8 protein-coding genes are annotated in these 18525 nt (G+C 67.6%); 5 read left to right on the top strand and 3 right to left on the bottom strand.

The annotated features are described in order from the left end of the window. The first annotated feature begins 23 nt into the window (after positions 1 to 23). Both GUI70_RS03340 and GUI70_RS03335 read left to right on the top strand, forming a co-directional pair. Complete coding sequence (locus tag GUI70_RS03340; RefSeq protein ID WP_237724693.1) at positions 24 to 4727, top strand: glutamate synthase-related protein; 4704 nt, start codon at positions 24 to 26, stop codon at positions 4725 to 4727. A gap of 73 nt (positions 4728 to 4800) precedes the next feature. Further along, complete coding sequence (locus tag GUI70_RS03335; protein ID WP_161880891.1) at positions 4801 to 6267, top strand: glutamate synthase subunit beta; 1467 nt, start codon at positions 4801 to 4803, stop codon at positions 6265 to 6267. Positions 6268 to 6357: 90 nt separating this feature from the next. Here the strand turns inward: GUI70_RS03335 and GUI70_RS03330 are convergent, their stop codons facing one another. Next, positions 6358 to 8640 carry an ATP-binding protein gene (locus tag GUI70_RS03330; protein ID WP_161880890.1) on the bottom strand — a complete coding sequence of 761 codons (2283 nt, stop codon included), beginning with the start codon at positions 8638 to 8640 and terminating at the stop codon, positions 6358 to 6360. Positions 8641 to 8691: 51 nt separating this feature from the next. On the opposite strand from GUI70_RS03330, the gene GUI70_RS03325 reads away from it, so the two are divergent. From GUI70_RS03325 to GUI70_RS03315, 3 genes are all read left to right on the top strand, one after another. After that, positions 8692 to 9507, top strand: coding sequence for a DUF1175 family protein (locus GUI70_RS03325; protein ID WP_161880889.1), 816 nt, complete (start codon positions 8692 to 8694; stop codon positions 9505 to 9507). 188 nt (positions 9508 to 9695) lie between these two features. Continuing rightward, positions 9696 to 14138 carry an alpha-2-macroglobulin family protein gene (locus tag GUI70_RS03320; protein ID WP_161880888.1) on the top strand — a complete coding sequence of 1481 codons (4443 nt, stop codon included), beginning with the start codon at positions 9696 to 9698 and terminating at the stop codon, positions 14136 to 14138. A 10-nt stretch (positions 14139 to 14148) separates the two neighbouring features. Next, positions 14149 to 14775: a hypothetical protein gene (locus tag GUI70_RS03315; protein WP_161880887.1), complete on the top strand. Its 627-nt coding sequence runs from the start codon at positions 14149 to 14151 to the stop codon at positions 14773 to 14775. A gap of 22 nt (positions 14776 to 14797) precedes the next feature. Here GUI70_RS03315 and GUI70_RS03310 read toward each other — a convergent pair whose 3' ends face one another. After that, on the bottom strand, positions 14798 to 17107 hold the full coding sequence (locus GUI70_RS03310; RefSeq protein ID WP_161880886.1) for a diguanylate cyclase: 2310 nt from the start codon (positions 17105 to 17107) through the stop codon (positions 14798 to 14800). 413 nt (positions 17108 to 17520) lie between these two features. Further along, complete coding sequence (locus tag GUI70_RS03305) at positions 17521 to 18498, bottom strand: Gfo/Idh/MocA family protein (RefSeq protein ID WP_161880885.1); 978 nt, start codon at positions 18496 to 18498, stop codon at positions 17521 to 17523. Between the last annotated feature and the right edge of the window lie 27 nt (positions 18499 to 18525).

The raw sequence follows: 18525 nt of genomic DNA, 5'->3' as shown, positions 1-18525 counted from the left end.
GGGCCGAGGCTGCCAAACAAGGGCTGTACAATCCGGCCACCGAGAGTGACGCCTGCGGGGTGGGCTTCGTGGCCCACATCAAGGGCAAGAAGGCCCACCGCATCGTCGAGCAGGGCCTCAGCATCCTGAAAAACCTCGACCACCGGGGAGCCGTCGGGGCCGACAAGCTGATGGGCGACGGCGCGGGCATTCTGATTCAGATTCCCGACGCTTTTTACCGCGCCGAGATGAGCCAGCAGGGCGTGAGCCTGCCGCCCGAAGGCGAGTACGGCGTCGGGATGATCTTTTTGCCCAAGGAAGCCGCCTCACGCCGCTTCTGCGAGCAGGAGCTGGAGCGCGCCATCATCGCCGAGGGCCAGCTTGTGCTCGGCTGGCGCGATGTGCCGGTCGACCGCGAGATGCCGATGTCGCCCGCCGTGCGCGAGAAGGAGCCGGTGATCCGCCAGGTCTTCATCGGGCGCGGCCCCGATGTGCTGGTGCCCGACGCGCTGGAGCGCAAGCTCTACGTGATCCGCCGCACCGCCTCCAACGCCATCCGTTACCTCAAGCTGACGCACGGCGGCGAGTACTACGTGCCATCAATGTCGTGCCGCACCGTCATTTACAAGGGCCTGCTGCTGGCCGATCAGGTGGGTCAGTACTACCTCGATCTGCAAGACCAGCGGGTCGTCTCGGCGCTGGCGCTCGTCCACCAGCGCTTCTCGACCAACACCTTTCCCGAGTGGCCGCTGGCGCACCCCTACCGGATGGTCGCCCACAACGGCGAAATCAACACCGTCAAGGGCAACTTCAACTGGATGCGCGCGCGCGAGGGCGTGATGAGCAGCCCGATTCTGGGTGACGACCTCAAGAAGCTCTACCCGATTTCTTTTGAGGGCGAGTCCGACACTGCCACGTTTGACAACGCGCTCGAACTGCTGACCCTGGCCGGCTACCCGATGGCCCAGGCCGCCATGATGCTGATTCCCGAAGCGTGGGAGCAGCACGAGCTGATGGACGACCGCCGCCGGGCCTTTTACGAGTACCACGCCGCCATGATGGAACCCTGGGACGGCCCCGCCGCGATGGTGTTCACCGACGGACGGCAGCTCGGCGCGACGCTCGACCGCAACGGCCTCAGGCCCGCGCGCTACATCGTCACCAAGGACGATCTGGTGGTGCTGTCGTCCGAGTCGGGTGTGCTGCCGATTCCCGAGCGCCAGATCGTCCGCAAGTGGCGACTCCAGCCGGGCAAGATGTTCATGATCGACTTCGACCAGGGCCGGATCATCGAGGACGACGAACTCAAAGCCCAGTACGCCGGGGCCAAGCCTTACCGCCAGTGGATCGACAACGTGCGCGTCAACCTCTCCAGTATCGACGTGTCAGGCGAGGTGGGCCATTTTACCGAGAGCCGCCTGGACCGTCAGCAGGCCTTCGGCTACACCCAGGAAGACCTCAAGTTCCTGATGGGACCGATGGCCATGCTCGGCGAGGAAGGCATCGGCTCGATGGGCAACGATTCGCCGCTGGCGGTGCTCTCGAGCCGCAGCAAGCCGCTGTACAACTACTTCCGGCAACTGTTTGCCCAGGTCACCAACCCGCCCATCGACCCGATCCGCGAGGCGGTGGTGATGTCGCTGCGCAGCTTCATCGGCCCCAAACCCAACCTGCTCGACATCAATGCCGCCAACCCGACCATGCGCCTGGAAGTCTCGCAGCCGATTCTGGACTTCAACGACATGGCCCGCCTGCGCGCCATCAGTGAGCACACACGCGGCAAGTTCAAGCCGCATGAACTCGACATCACCTACCCGGCGAGCTGGGGCCGCGAGGGTGTGGAGGCCAAGATCGCTTCGCTGCGCGCCCAGGCGGTGGACGCCATCAAGGGCGGGGCCAGCATCCTGATCATCAGCGACCGCAAGCTGGGCCGCGAACGGGTGGCGGTGCCCGCCCTGCTGGCGCTGTCGGCCATTCACAACTATCTGGTGCGCGAGGGCCTCAGGACCTCGGCGGGTCTGGTCGTCGAGACCGGCGACGCCCGCGAGGTGCATCATTTCGCGGTGCTGGCGGGTTACGGAGCCGAGGCCATTCACCCGTACCTGGCGCTCGAAACCCTGATCGCCCTGCACGCCGACCCCGAGGGCAAGGGCGAGAGTGCCGGGACCGACAGCGCCAAGGCCGTCTACAACTATGTCAAGGCCATCGGCAAGGGCCTGTCCAAGATCATGTCCAAGATGGGCATCAGCACTTACATGAGTTACTGCGGCGCGCAGATTTTCGAGGTGGTCGGCCTGAGCCGCGAGCTGGTCGACGGGTACTTCCCCGGCACCAGCACCCAGGTCGGCGGCATCGGCATCTTCGAGGTGGCCGAGGAGAGCATCCGCAACCACACGGCGGCCTTCGGTGACGATCCGCTGCTGGCCAACATGCTCGACGTGGGCGGGGAGTATGCCTGGCGCGCCCGTGGCGAGGACCACATGTGGACCCCCGACGCGGTGGCCAAGCTCCAGCACGCGGTGCGCGCCAACCAAGCCAAGACCTTCGGCGAGTACTCCGGCATCATCAACGACCAGTCCAAGCGCCACATGACCCTGCGCGGGCTGTTCGACATCAAGGCGGATGCGGCCCAGGCCATTCCGCTGGAAGAAGTGGAGAGTGCCGCCGACATCGTGAAGCGCTTTGCCACCGGGGCCATGTCGCTGGGCAGCATCAGCACCGAGGCGCACACCACCCTGGCCGTCGCCATGAACCGCATCGGCGGCAAAAGTAACACTGGCGAGGGCGGCGAGGACCCGGCCCGCTACCGTGCCGAGCGCGCCGGTGAGTTCATCAGTGCCGGAACCCGGGTGGCCGACATCATCGGTGAGGGCCGCTCGCTGGCCGACTACGACTTGCAAGATGGTGACAGCCTGCGCAGCAAGATCAAGCAGGTCGCTTCCGGGCGCTTCGGCGTCACCACCGAGTACCTGGTGAGCGCCGACCAGATTCAGATCAAGATGGCGCAGGGTGCCAAGCCCGGCGAGGGCGGCCAGCTGCCCGGCGGCAAGGTGACCGAGTACATCGGGATGCTGCGCCACTCGGTGCCGGGCGTGGGCCTGATTTCGCCGCCGCCGCACCACGACATCTACTCCATCGAGGACCTGGCCCAGCTGATCCACGATCTCAAGAACGTCAATCCTCAGGCCGACATCTCGGTGAAGCTGGTGTCGGAAGTGGGCGTGGGCACCATTGCGGCGGGCGTGGCCAAGACCAAGGCCGACCACATCGTGATCGCCGGACACGACGGCGGCACTGGAGCCTCGCCGTACAGCTCGATCAAGCACGCCGGAACCCCCTGGGAACTGGGCCTGGCCGAAGCGCAGCAGACCCTGGTGCTCAACGGTCTGCGTGACCGGGTGCGCCTTCAGGCCGACGGTCAGATGAAGACCGGGCGCGACGTAGTCATCGGCGCATTGCTGGGCGCGGACGAATTCGGCTTCGCCACCGCGCCACTGGTGGCCGAGGGCTGCATCATGATGCGCAAGTGCCACCTCAACACCTGCCCGGTAGGCGTGGCGACCCAGGACCCGGAACTCCGCAAGAAGTTCACCGGCAAGCCCGAGCACGTCATCAATTTCTTCTTCTTCGTGGCTGAGGAGGTGCGCGCCATCATGGCCTCGCTCGGTATCGCCCGGTTCGAGGATCTGGTGGGCCGCAGCAACCTGCTCGACACCCGCGCCGGAATTGAGCACTGGAAGGCGCGCGGCCTGGATTTCAGCCGGGTCTTCTACCGCCCCGAGGGCGAGTACGTGCGCCGCCACGAAAGCGGGCAGGACCACGGCCTGGACAGAGCGCTCGACCACGTGCTGATTCAGAAGGTCCGATCGGCCATCGACACGGGTGAGGCCATCCAGATTCTGCATCCGGCGCGCAACGTCAACCGCTCGGTGGGCGCAATGCTCTCGGGCGAGCTGATCCGCCGCCGACCCGATGGCCTGCCCGACCACACCATCTTCATTCAGATGGAAGGCACCGGCGGCCAGAGCTTCGGCGCGTTCCTGGCGACGGGCATCACGCTCTACCTGATCGGCGACGCCAACGACTACACCGGCAAGGGGCTATCGGGCGGGCGCATCGCCATCCGGCCCAGCATCGACTTCCGGGGCGACGCGACCCGCAACATCATCATCGGCAACACCGCCCTGTACGGAGCCACCAGCGGCGAGGCGTTTTTCCGGGGCGTGGCGGGCGAGCGCTTCGCGGTGCGGCTTAGCGGAGCCTCGGCGGTCGTCGAGGGCACCGGCGATCACGGCTGCGAGTACATGACCGGCGGCACGGTGGTGGTGCTGGGCCAGACCGGGCGCAACTTTGCGGCGGGCATGTCCGGCGGCGTGGCCTACGTCTACGACGAGGACGGCACCTTCCGCCAGCGCTGCAACACCAGCATGGTAGACATCCAGCCGCTGCGCACCGCCGAAGCGCAACTCGAGCAGCTCCGCAGCGGCCAGGACGACGGCCACCTGCACTGGGGCCTGACCGACGAGGAGCAGCTGCGCAAGCTGATCGAGGACCACCACACCTGGACCGGCTCGCTGCGCGCCAGCGACCTGCTCGACAACTGGGGAGCGGCCCTCGGCAAGTTCGTCAAGGTCTACCCGCACGAGTACCGCCGCGCCCTGGGGGCCATGAACAGCCCTCAGGTCAGCCGTGAGGCCGGAACCATTCCCGGCGAGGTGGCCGCAGGAATCGCCACGCACACGAAATAAAGGGCTGGGGAAGGGGAGGAAATCTCCTTTCTCACAAGCCACACGCCATACGCCCCCGTGCAGGAGAACATCAATGGCCAAAGTCACCGGATTTCTGGATTACAACCGAGTCAAAGACACGTACGAACCCGCCGAGGCCCGCTTGCGGCACTACCGCGAATTCGTCTTGCCGATGGCCGAGGGCGACGCCCGGCAGCAGGCGGCGCGCTGCATGGACTGCGGCATTCCCTTTTGCAACAATGGCTGCCCGGTCAACAACATCATTCCCGATTTCAACGATCTGGTGTACCAGAACGACTGGAAATCGGCCATCGACGTGCTGCACTCCACCAACAACTTTCCCGAATTCACCGGGCGCATCTGCCCCGCGCCCTGCGAGGCGGCCTGCACCCTGAACTTCAACAGCGACGCGGTGGGCATCAAGAGCATCGAGCGCAGCATCATCGACAAGGCCTGGCAGGAAGGCTGGGTCACGCCGCAGCCGCCCGCCTTCACGACCGGCAAGACGGTGGCTGTCGTCGGCAGCGGCCCCGCCGGGCTGGCCGCCGCGCAGCAGCTCGCCCGCGCCGGGCACAGCGTGACCGTATTCGAGAAGAACGAGCGGGTCGGCGGCCTGCTCCGCTACGGCATCCCCGACTTCAAGATGGAGAAATACCATATCGACCGCCGGGTGTCGCAGATGGAAGCCGAGGGCGTCACTTTCCGGACCGGCGTCCTGGTGGGCGAGTTGCCCGCGAACATGAAAGTGACCTCGCACCACACCGAGACCATCAGCCCCGACGACCTCAAGGCCGAGTTCGACGCCGTGCTGCTCTCCGGCGGGGCCGAGCATCCCCGCGACCTGCCGGTGCCGGGGCGCGAGCTGCGCGGCGTGCATTTCGCGATGGAATTCCTGCCGCAGCAAAACCGGGTCAATCACGGCTGGAGCGGTGACGGGCAGATTCTGGCCACCGGCAAGAACGTGATCGTCATCGGCGGCGGCGACACCGGCTCGGACTGCATGGGCACCAGCCACCGCCAGGGGGCCCACAGCGTGACCCAGTTCGAGCTGATGCCGATGCCGCCCGAGGAAGAGTACAAGCCGCTGAGCTGGCCGTACTGGCCTTACCGCCTGCGCACCAGCAGCAGCCACGAGGAGGGCGGGCAACGCGAATTTGCCATCGCCACCCGCGAGTTCGTCGGTGAGAACGGCCAGCTCACGGGCATTCGCACCGTGCGGGTTCAGTGGGAAGGCGGCAAGATGGTGGAGGTCGAGGGCAGCGAGGAATTCCTGCCCGCCGATCTGGTGCTGCTGGCGATGGGCTTCATGAGTCCGGTGGGCGGCATTCTGGAGAAGTTCGGCGTCGAGCGCGACGGGTGCGGCAACGCCCAGGCCGGAACCGACGATGAGACCGGCTACGCCACCAACGTGCCGGGCGTCTTCGCGGCGGGCGACATGCGCCGGGGCCAGTCGCTGGTCGTCTGGGCCATCCGCGAGGGCCGGCAGGCGGCGCGCGAGGTGGACCGCTTCCTGATGGGTCGTTCGCTGCTGCCGAGGTAAATCACCGGGCCACCCGGCCCAGTCGACTCAATCAACAGAGCAAGCGCCTGTACGGTTCCGCATCCCGTACAGGCGCTCTCGCTGTCTGCTCTACTCCTGGCGGGGCAGGGTAAATCCGAAGGTCGCGCCCCGGTCCACCTCGCTCTCGGCGAACATCTGGCCGCCGTGCCGGGCCACGATGCGCCGGGCGGTGGCCAGTCCCACACCCGCGCCCTCGAACTCGTCGGCGCGGTGCAGGCGCTGGAACATGCCGAACAGCTTGTGCTGGTAGGTGGCATTGAACCCGGCTCCGTCGTCCTTGACGAAAACGGCCCACTCGCCGGGACGCGGCTGCGCCCAGACCTCGATGTGGGCTGGTTCACGCCCGCGCGAAAACTTGACGGCGTTGCTGAGCAGGTTGGTCATGACCTGCTGCAAGGTGGCGCGGTCACCCAGCACCGAGGGCAGGCGGCTGAGCTGCCAGTCGATCTGGCGGCCCGCCAGATCGGGGCTCAGGGCATCCTGGGCCTGGGCCAGCAGCGCATTCAGATCCACGACTTCCAGGGTCATGGCCTGGCGCGAGGTGCGCGACAGATCGAGCATGGCGTCCACCAAAGCGTTCATGCGCTCGGCGGCCTGCTCGACGATGTCGAAGTAGCGCTCGGCCTTCTCGCTCTGGCCGCTTTTAAGGGCGCGGCGGGCCAGGGTGGTGAAGCCCGCGACGTGGCGCACCGGTGTGCGCAGGTCGTGCGACACCGAGTAGGTAAAGCCCTCGAGTTCCTCGTTGGCCGCCTCCAGCGCCTGGGTGCGCTGGCGCAGGGTCGCCGCACTCTGAGCACGCTCCAGAGCCAGCGACAGGCTGTGGGTCACGGTGCCCAGCACCGCTCTGTCGAGCCGCGACCAGTGGTGGGCCTCGTGCAGTCCCACCACGAAAACCCCGTAAGGTTGCCCGCCCACCAGCACCGGCATGGACGCACTCGCGCCCACGTGCGCGGCCGGGCCGCTGAGCTGATCGGGCGCCGGGTCGTAGACATCCTGGTAATACGGCTGGCGGGTCTGCCAGGGCACGCTCAGCACCGGCGTGCGGGCGTAGGGCAGCCCGGCATTCAGCACCGTCCACAGATCCTCGTTGACCCGCTGGCCCGATTGCACCTTGATGCGCCAGGTGCCGCCGTCGAGTTCGTAGTAGGCTGCCGCTCCCCTGGGCAGCAGCGGCAAGACGATGTCCTGGGCCTTACCGACCAGCAGATACGGATCGGTCTCGAAGGCGAAATCGCGGGCCAGCAGGGCAAAGCGCTCGAGCATCACGCTGCGGGCCTCGAGTTCGGTGTTCTGGCGCGAGAGCCGGGCCGTGAGCTGGGCACGCTCCAGTGCCAGATTGAAGCTGCGCCCCACCGAGCTGAGCAGCAGCTTGCCCTGCTCGGTCCAGTCCTGCTGCGGCGCGAGGTGCAAGATCAGCAGGCCCGAGAGCTGGGCGGTGATCCACAGCGGGTAGACGGCGCAGGCCCGCTGACCGAGTTCGCCGGGTCCGCTGAAGGTGGCCCAGGGACGCTTGGCGGCCTCCGACAGGGTCGGCAGGGTCGCGGCCAGTGCCCGCTCACCCAGGCGCACCTGGCTTTCTTCCAGATCGGGGGTCCAGCGCTGTGCCCGCCACGCCTGCGGACCCATCTGGTTGTCGGGGCGGTAAAAGACCCCGCTGCTGCCTGAGAAGCGCTGTGAGAGCAGGGTCAGGGCCTGCTGGGCGAGGTCCGCCACATCGGTCTGGGTGCCTGCCGCCTCGGTGAATTTGACGAAGGCGTCGAGCGCCGCGCTCTGTTCCTCGAGTGCCCGCGTGCGCAGCCGGACCTGCTGCTCCAGAAACTGCTGGGCCTGCGCCCGCCCGAGCGCCACCGCGCACTGGGCCGAGAGTGTTTCCAGAAACAGCCGCTCGTCGGGGGTAAAGTGGTGCGGCTCGCGGAAGTCGAGCAGCAGCACGCCCAGCGGCTGACCGTCGAGCAGCATCGGCAGCACGGCGGTGGCCACCGGCGGCACCGCCCCGGTCTGAACCTCGAGGTCCGGGTACGCGGTGCTGAGGTCGCCGCCGCCCTCGAAATACAGCGCCCGACCGGTGCGCAGCACGTCGGTGGTGGGCCGCACGTCGCTGAGGGTCGTTTCCTGCCAGATGTGCGGCAGGGTGCCGAGGTCGCCGCGCACGGCCATGATCTGTAGGGCGGGATCGGCGCTGCCCAGCAGCTCGGCCCCGATTTGCAAGATCATGGCCGCCAGTGCGCCCAGGGCGCTGAGCGCCGGGGTCAGCACGATGTCGTAGACCGCCGAGGGCGTCCGAGCCGCCGCCAACTGTTCGGTGACCGATTGGAGGTGTTCGAGCAAGGTGGGCGGCGCGGCGTCGGGCATACGCCTCCAGCATAGAGTGCCGGGGCGGGTGCGGGCTGCCATACTGACCGGGTGGAGCGAGCGGTGACGACGGTGTGGCGGCGGGGTCTTTCCTCAGGCTGGCTCGGCGGCCTGCTCGGGCTGGCTCTGCTGACCGGCGGCCTGGCCCAGCCGGTTCAAAGTCAGACCCAGGGGTCGGTTCAGACGGCTACCCAGACTGCGCCAGGTGCGGCGGGCCGCGTGGCCGACAGCGACGCAGACGGCTATCCCGACGCCGACGAACTCGTCGGTCAGGACCGCGCGCGCTTCGCCGACTGGTTCGCGGCCATTGCCCAGAGCCAGTACTACGGTATGAACAGGGACTGGGCGGCGCAGGACCGCGACTGCGGCGGGCTGCTGCGCTACGCCTTTATCAATGCCCTGGCGGCCCACGACGCGGCCTGGTTCGCCAAGTTCAACTACCTGCCGCGCCCCCATCAAATGGACGTGCAGGCGCTGACCTATCCGCTGCCGGTCATCAGCCGCTCGGTGTTCCGGGTGGCGGGCGGGGCCTACCAGCCGGGCGACATCGCGGCGGGCAAGCTGGTGGGGCGCAGCGGCGTGCAGTATCTGGCGACCTACGCGATGGTGAAGGTATCGCGCGACATCAATCGCGCGCGCCGGGGCGACGTGCTGATCTTCATTCGCCCGAACCTGCGCTCGTATCACAGCATGGTGTACCTGGGCGGCAACCTGGTCGTGTACCACACCGGGGCCAGCCCGGCCGAGGGCGGCGAGGTGCGGCTGCTGAGTGTGCAGAGCCTGCTGCGCTACGCCGAGCGGGCCTTCCATCCGGCTCTCAGTAATTCCAATTTTCTGGGTGTCTACCGCTGGAAGATTCTGGACTGAGGCGCTGGTCAGGTGGGGTGCGCGGAAAGTGGGGCGTGGGACGAAGCTGAAGGCTGACTTCGTCCTGTTTTGCGCCGACCTCACGGCCAGATGAACGCCAGCGCAGCTCAAGGTTCGCTCAACTCTGCACCCAAACCCACAGTTCATCTACACTGAATAAAGACGTGAACGGCTCAAAAGGGGCAAGCATGAAGCGCAGATGGATTCAGGGTGCTCTGGTTTCGGGACTGCTGCTGGCGGGGTTGGCCCCAGCCCAGCGCGGCGTTTCTCTTTACGGCGGCAGTTACCGGGGGGGGCAGGCGGTCAAGGTGGAAGCCTACGCGCCCGCCGGGACGGTCTTCACCATCGCGCGGGTCCTTGATCCGGCGGGGCTGTTCAGCGCCACCAAAGACCCGCACCAGCCGCGCCTGCCCGCCGGGGCCAGCGTTCAGGTCGTTCGCAGCGTCAAGCTCGCGCGCAAGCAGAGCAGTCTCAATTTCGGGGCCTTGCCCAGCGGCGTCTACGTGGTCCGCACCGGGCAGCTCTCGGCGGTGGTCATCGTCAGCAACCTCGGCCTGGTGGTCAAGCGCGACCAGACGCAGACCCTGGCCTACACCGCCGACCGGGGCAGCGGTCAGACGCGGGCGGCGGTGGTGACGGTGCTGGGCGAGAACACGCCGCCGGTTCAGGCGAGCGCCGACGGTGTGGCCCGCTTCACGACGAAGGCGGGCAGCAACGCTGAAATCGGCACGTTCCTGGCCCGCTTCGGCAACGACTGGGCCATCTCCAGCGCCAGTTGGAACAGCTACGCCGCTCCGAAGGTACGCGGCTACGTCTACACCGACCGCCCCGTCTACCGCCCCGGCCAGCACGTCGATTTCAAGGCGGTGCTGCGCCGGACCGGTACCTTGCAGCCGCTGGCCAACACCACGGTGCTGGTCACGCTCCGGTCGCCCGACGACGATCAGGTGTTTCGCAAGTCGCTGACCACCGACGCCTACGGCTCGCTGGGCGCCGGGCTGGACCTGCCCGCCGGGGCCAAGCTGGGCGAGTACGCCTTTTCCCTGAAGCCCCAGAACGCGGACGGGGATGACCAGAGCGACATCGGCGGCAGTTTTCAGGTGGAAGCCTACCAGAAACCCGAATACGCCGTGACCCTCGCACCGGACCGTCGCCGGGCGGTGCAGGGTGACAGGGTCAACATCCGCATCTCGGCGCGCTACCTGTTCGGTGGCAGCGTCAGCGGCGCGAAAGTCACCTACAACGTGACCCGCGCCACCTACTACCCGCCGGGCTTCGACACCGATACCCTGCCGGACAGCAGCGACGACAGCGGCAGTGACTACGGCTCCGATCTGGTGATCCAGGACGAGACCCGCCTCGATGCGCAGGGCAACCTCGACCTGACGCTGCCGCTGGAAAAGGACGCGGGCGGCCAGCCGATCAGCTACCGCATCGAGGCCGAGGTCGAGGACGAATCGCGCCGCACCGTCAGCGCCCAGACCCAGGTGATCACCTTTCCGGCCAGCCTCAACGTGGAGGCCAATGCCGACGGCTACCTCTACAACGTGGGCAAGCCGATCAACGTGTCGCTCGACACCCGCGACCTCAAGGACGTGGGCCGCGCCGCGCCGGTCACGCTCGAACTGGTGCGCCAGAATTACGACTACGACAAGAAGAAAAAGACCTGGGTGCTGACCGAGACCCGCCTGTCTCGCACCCAGGTACAGACCAGTGCAGGCGGCACGGCGGCGGCCACCCTCAGCGCCCCGCGCGGCGGCAGCTACCTGCTGCGCGCCAGCGTGACCGATGCCCAGGGCCGCGTGAGCACCTCCGAGAATTACCTGTGGGTGCTCAAGCCCGGCGAGGACTACGGCTGGAACTACCGCGACCTCACCGTCAAGCTCGGCCGCAAGGCCTACGCGCCCGGCGACAGCGCAACCGTACTCGTCGGCAACCCCAATCCCGGCTCCCCGGTGCTGCTGACCCTGGAAGGTGACAAGCTGCGCAAGGCGGTGGTGCTGCGCGGCGCGGGAGCGGTGCTGACCTACGCGTTCCCGATCACGGCCGACATGGCCCCCAACATCTACGTGGCGGCGGCGACGTTCAACGACGGGCAGTTCTACAGCAGCGACGCCCGCGTCGGCGTGCCGCGCGTGGGCGCGAACCTCAGCGTGAAGGTGACGCCCCAGAAGGCCCGCTACGCACCCGGCGACAGCGGCAAGCTGAGCGTGGACGTGAAGTCGGCAGACGGCAAGGGTGTGGCCTCGCAGGTGGCTTTGGGCGTCGTCGATCAGGCCATTTACCTGGTAGAGCCGGACCGCAGCACCCCGATCGCCCAGGTCTTCGACGCGCCGCGCGACAACGCGGTGGGCACCAACTCCAGCCTCGACTTCTACTTCTCGCAGGTGGGTGACGTGGCCGCCGCACCGAGAAGCATCGCTCCGACGCCCGCCTTCGCCCAGGACAAGCAGACCAGGACGGCCGACTCGGCCAGCGCCGCCGACCCGGTCACACCGCGCCAGGACTTCAAGGACACCATTTTGTGGCTGCCCAACCTGCTCACCGACGCGCAGGGCCACGCCGAGGTGGACGTCAAGTTTCCCGACAACCTGACCACCTGGGTGGCCACCGCCCGTGCCCAGACCCAGCTGCCGCGCTTCGGGCAGGCCAGCGCCACCACCCTGACCACCAAGGACGTGATCGCCCGCCTGAGCCTGCCGACCTTTCTGGTGCGCGGCGACACGGCGACCTTATCGGGCATCGTCAACAACACGCTCACGACCCCGGTGCAGGGCACGGCGACGGCCAGTCTCAGCGGCCTGACTGCGCTGAGCGGCGCGGCGCTGACCCCGGCGGGCGCGGCCATCCAGCTGGCGGCGGGGGCACGGGTGCGCAGCGATGTGCAGGTGCGGGCCGGAAACGTGGGTACGGCCAGCGTGACCTTCACGGCCCGCACCGCGTCCGGCAACGACGCCCTCAAGCTGCCGCTGCCCATCAAGGCACGCGGCTACCAGGTCAAGCAGACGGCGGTGGGCAGCGCCGACCAGCCCAGCGTGAAGCTGAATGTGCCGAAAGACGCCAACCCCGGCACGCTTGATCTGAGCCTGAGCCTGACGCCCTCGCTCTTGTCGGCGGTCTCGCCCGCGCTGGAATACCTGGTGGGCTATCCCTACGGCTGCACCGAGCAGACCATGAGCCGCTTTCTGCCCGCGCTGCTGGCCCGCCAGAACCTCGGCAGCGCCGCCCTCCCGCAGAGCGTGATCAAGAACCTGCCGGACATCACCAGTGCGGGCCTGGCCCGGCTGCAACTCTTCCAGCACGATGACGGCGGCTGGAACTTCTGGCAGTGGGACGACAGCACTGTGGAGATGAGCGCTTACGTCGTGGAGGGGCTGCTGCGGGCCAAATCGCTCGGCGCGAAAGTCGACAACGGCATGCTCGACAGCGGCCTGAACTACCTCGCCAAGAATGCGGGCAAGAAGAAGACCCGCCAGGCCGAGCAGGCCAGCGCCTACCGCGCCCTGGCCGACGCGGGCCGGGCAGACAACGCCGCGCTCGCCCAGTTCGCCCGCCGCAAGGATCTGGAGCCGTATGCGCTCGCGCTCACGGCGCTGGCCCTCCAGAAAACCGGCCAGGTTCAGGTTGCCCGCGACGTGCTCGACCGACTCAAGGCCAAGCGTATCGGTACAGGTGGCGGCGCGCTGCTGCACTGGGAAACGGCCAAGCGCGGCAACGACTACTGGTTTGACTTCTGGGACGACAACAGCGTTCAGGTGACGGCCACCGCCCTCGAAGCGCTGGCGACCCTGGAGCCGCAAAGTCCGCTGATTCCCGGCGTCTCGCAGTGGCTGCTCTCCAACCGGCGTGGCCCGCAGTGGCTCAGCACCCAGGACACCACCAGCGTCATCATCGCGGCGCTGGCACTCAAACCAGCCCCGGCCCTGAGCGCTCAGGTCAAGGTGCTGCTCGACAACAAGGCGGCGGGCGAGGCCACCCTGGACGGCAAGAGCGCGGCCACCCTCAAGCTGCCCACCACCGGACTCGGGGCCGGGCCGCACACCCTGAGTGTGCAGGGCGCTCCGGCAGGCCTGAGTTTCAGCAGTCAGCTCAGCTACAGCCGCGAACCGGCCACGCTCGCCAGCGACGCCCAGCACGGCTTCAGGCTCAGCCGCCAGTACCAGCGCCTCGACCCCGTCTGGGACGACAAGGACAAGCGCTACACCTACCGGCGCACGCCGCTCCTCAAGGGCGGGCAGATGCAGCCGGTAAGCGTGGGCGATCTCATTCTGGTGACCTTGAATGTGCAGCCGACCAACCACAGCGCCCGCTACCTGCTGGTCAGCGACCCGATCCCGGCGGGCATGAAGGCCCTCGACGAGCGCAGCCTGGCGATTGCGGGTCTTCAGGACCCCGACGAGTACAACTGGGAAGACTGGAACTACTGGTACGCCGGGCGCGATCTGCTCGACGACCGGGTGGACCTCTACGCCGACTATCTGGTGGGCCAGCAGAAGATGACTTACCTGCTGCGCGCCCAGACGCCCGGCACCTTCACCGCACTGCCCACCCACGCTTTCCTGATGTACGACCCGGACGTGGAAGGCTACGCCTCGGCGGCCACCTTCACCGTGCGCGACACGGGCAAATGAATCGGGGCCAGTGAAGCCTGGTGGCCTGATTGCTGGGGCGCTGAAAGTGGCTCTGCTGGCCCTGCTCCTCAGCTCTGGGGCGCTGGCCTTCGAGGTCCGGCACGGTTTCCTCACGGTGATATACCAGGACCCCCGCGACCGTCAGCAACTCGGCGGGGTCTTCCAGGCCTGGGACGCGGCGGCGCGCGATCTGCGGGCGCTGGGGCTGCCGCCGCCGCCGACCCGCATCGAGGCGGCGCTCAGCGCGGCGGATTTCGCGGCCCGCACCCGTGAACCGGCCAACATCGCCGCCAGCACCCAGGGCGCGGTGATTCGCACCCAGCGTTTTACGGCGTTGGCCCGCAGCGGCTTGCTGCCGTTCACTATCCGGCATGAGGCCTTTCACACCACCCAGCCCACTGGCATTCCGCGCTGGCTGGCCGAGGGGCTGGCCCGCAGCTTCAGTGGCGAGGCCCGCCGCGATCCGCCGGGACTAACGGGGCTGGCCTCGCTCAGCAGTGAGGCCCTCAGTGCCCGGCTGCTCAGCCGCGATCCTGTGCGCCTGGCGGCGGCCTATGTGGAGGCCACCCGCCGGGCCGGGGCGCTGGTCAGGGCGCGCGGCTACCGGGGTGCACTGAAGGCCGCCGGAATACCCTGAGCAGGGAAGGAGCCGTGTTTTCTCAGGCGCGCGGCTCAGCTGTAATATGGGCCGGGTCGTCGAGTGCCGGGTCGGGGAGCGCGGCGCTGGTGGGCCGGTGCAAGTCGAGAAAGGCGTCCACCACCGCCGGGTCAAACTGCTCGCCGCGCTGGCGGGCGATTTCTTCCAGAGCCGCCTCGTGTGACCAGGCGGATTTGTAGGGGCGGGCGCTGGTCAGGGCGTCGTAGACATCGGCCACGGCGAAGATGCGGGCCAGCAGCGGAATCGCCTGGGCCGAGACGCCCTGCGGGTAGCCCCCGCCGTTCCAGCGCTCGTGGTGAAAGCCGATGACCTCGCGGGCACCCGGCAAGACGTTGGGAAAATGCTCGGCCAGCCGTGCGCCCAGCAGCACGTGGCGCTGCATCAGCCTCTCTTCCTCGGGGGTCAGGGTACCGGACTTGAGCAGCACCCGGTCGGGAATCTGCAATTTGCCCAGATCGTGCAGATAAGCGCCCTGACGAAGTGACTGGAGTTGCGCCGCGTCGAGCTGCAGGTGGCGGCCCAGCGCCTCGGACAGTTTCACGACCCGGCGGGTGTGGCCCTGGGTGGTGTCGTCACGGGTTTCGAGCGCCAGCCCCAGCATCAGCAGCGCACTTTCCTGCCCGGCCTGCGACTGGCGGCGGCGCTCGTGGGCGGCCAGCACGGCAGCGGCCCACAGCGCGAATTCCTTGGCCACTTCCAGCGAGGTCTCGCCCAGGGCCTGCTCGTCGTGAAGGTTGTCGAGGTTGAGTTCGGCGACCACCTCGCCCTGTACCAGAATCGGCAGCAGCAAATTGGCCTGCAACTCGGTGCGGCGGCTGACCTCCAGTGGCAAGTCCGACGGCTCAACGTTGTCCTGAAAACGTGCTTCCAGCGCCGCGCCGGTCAGGAGGCGCGGCTCGCCGCCCTGCCAGCGTTCTGGGTCGCCGTGCCAGTGCTGCATCTGCGAGGATGAGTAACGCACCCCCACCAGCGCTGGGCTGTAGCCCACCTGGGCGCGCACTATCCACTGGTGGCCCTCGCGCACCGCCAGGCTGCCCGCCTCAGCTCCTGGCACGCACAAGATGGCCGCCCTCAGCAGACCCGGCAGATCCGGCTCGTCGCTGGTTTGCCCGCCGGCCTGCCCGCCCGGTTGCTCGCCGTCCTGTTCGGCCAGGAACCGCAGCAGCGACCGGATGGTGGCCGCGCCGGGCGAATCGGTGTTGAACGGCGAGGTCGGCAGCGCGGCGGGCCGGGGCTGCCAGGCAGCCACCACCTGATTGCGCCCGGCGGCCTTGGCCACATACAGCAGTTCGTCGGCCTGCTGAAAAGCACCGGGTCCCTCGGACACCAGCCCGCCCGAGACGCTCAGCGGGAACTCCAGGTCGGCGAACTGCTGCGGTTGCAGCCGGGCCAGCGCCGCGCGCAGGGCTTCAGCGAACTGCTCAGCAGTAAGTTGGTTGCCGCGCAGCCGCACCGCGAACTCCTCGCCGCCGACCCGGTAGGCGCGGCCCTGCCCGGCCACCTGGGCCGAGAGCAGCGCTCCGAACTGCCGCAGCACCTGATCGCCGTAGAGATGCCCGTGCTGGTCGTTGACGCGCTTGAAATGGTCGAGGTCGAGCAGCAGCAGAAAGTGGCCTTCTGATGGTCGTCCCTGGTCTTCCTCGAAGACATACCGGTTGGGCAGCCCGGTCAGCGAATCGCGGGTGGCCAGGTTCTGGTAGCGCTGCATGCTGCCGATGGTGTGCCAGGTCAGTGAAACGATGGCCGACCACAAGCAGAATCCTGCCACGCTGACGATCAGCTTGAGGCTGCTCAGTCCCAGCCCACTCAGCAGCGGCAGCGGCAGCGGCAGGGCGCTTGAGTGCACTTGCCAGAACGTGATCGCGGCGCTCGGCAGGAGGGTGAGGACCGCCAGGGCGGCGTCCTGCTTGACGCTTTTCCCGGCCTTGAGTCCAGCCCAGCGAAGCAGCAGCGCCATCACGATGACCGGGGCCATCCCAGCGGCACTCACCCCCGCGCCCGCCGAACCCAGCAGCAGCCAGCGGAAGAAGGCCAGGCCCGTGCCCACCGCCAGTCCCCAGCCTGTGCCTAGGAAGCTGCTGGTTAGCGCCAGCGGCACTTCTTGGAAATCGAGGGAAAAGCCCGGCGTGAGTGGCTGGGCGTGAATCAGGCAGGCCAGACCCGCGCCCAGGTAGACCAGCGCCCGGAACAGCGCGGTTTTCCAGGTCTGGACGTTCAGGAAGCTCAGGCCTGTCAGCAGCGCGAACGACGCGAACAGGGTCATAGCGAAAAAGAGTTCGTCACCCACCGCCCAGATCGGTATTGCGCTCATTTCCACCTCACACGGACTCCGATCGAACCGGGGCATAGAACCGGTGAAATCCGACCAACGGAAGGAGAAAAAAAACGAGTTCCAAACGTGGAACGGACAAACTAGCTTTTTCCCAGTTTGCCTGCCAGACAAACGGAATGCGTATCAATTCTCGACCACATGAACTCGCGCGAATCAACTGACCTCTAGGGTAGCTCAAGAAGCGCGGTCACGAACGCCGGATCGAATGGGCAGAGAGGCGGGCGCGTGGCCGAACCTACGCATTTGTCCGTTCCTTGAGTGCCACCGCCTCGAGCAGAACAGCACCCGTATGGAGCCACTGTTCTCGTTCACGACGCTCGGTAGAAATACCAAAGCGCTTTCTCGGGTGGCTTGGAATTGAGCCCAGTCCGTAGGGGGCGGCGGCCCCGGCGCTACAGCACGACCCGGCGGCCCTCGCGCGCCGACTGGAGTAGGGCGTCGAGCACCCGCGCCTGCTGCACGGCGTCTTCCGGCGGGTACAGCGCCGCTTCCTCACCGCGCACGACCCGCTGAAAGTGGGCCGCCATCAGGGCGTAGCCGTTGCCGGGGGCCAGCGCCTGCACTTCACTGTCACGGGTCAGGGTGAACTCCGGTTCGTCGCTGAAAAAGGCCCGGTCGAGTTCCATCACGCCGCCGGTGCCCAGCACCTGCGAGCGCCCGACCCGGCCCCCCGAAAGCCAGTCGAAGCCGCAGTCGATGCTGGCCAGTGCACCGCCGCCGACGTGGCTGTAGTCGAGCACCGCCGAAAATGACACGTCCACGTCGTCCGGTGTCCAGCGCGCCTGGGCAATCACGGCTGACGGCTCGCCGAGCAGCATCCGCGCCTCGTTGACCGGGTAGCAGCCGATGTCGTAGAGCGCCCCGCCGCCCAGCACCGGGCTGAGCCGGATGTCGGCGGGATCGCGCACGGTGAAGCCGAAGGCGCCCCGGTAGGCGCGCAACTCACCAAGCTGCCCGCTGCGGGCCGCCTCTGCCAGCGCCTGGTGCTGCGGCGTGAAGCGGTAGGCAAAGCCCTCCAGCAGCACCTGCCGGGTCTGCTGCGCCACGTCGGCGAGTTGCCGGGCCTCCAACGCGTTCAGGGTCAGCGGCTTCTCGGTCAGTACCGGCTTGCCCGCCCGCATGGCCGCCGCACTCCAGGGCAGGTGCAGGGCGTTGGGGAGCGGGTTGTAAATGCCGTCCAGATCAGCGTCGATCAGGTCCTGATAGCTGCCCACCCGCCCAATGGCCCAGTCGCTGGCGTACCGCTGAACGCGTGCCGACTGCGGCTCACGCGCGCCCAGCATCACCACCTCACCGCCGGCGGCCCGGATGGCCGGAATCATGGCCCTGGCGATCCGGGCGGCTCCAAGAATGCCCCAGCGAAAAGTCATGGCTCCAGCATAGCGCCCCAGCCGTTT

Origin of the sequence: Deinococcus alpinitundrae (assembly GCF_009982895.1) — a bacterium.
In the GTDB taxonomy this organism is placed as follows: Bacteria; Deinococcota; Deinococci; order Deinococcales; family Deinococcaceae; genus Deinococcus; species Deinococcus alpinitundrae.
The sequence above is the reverse complement of the archived record's forward strand: the minus strand, read 5'-3'. Positions and strand labels throughout refer to the sequence as shown.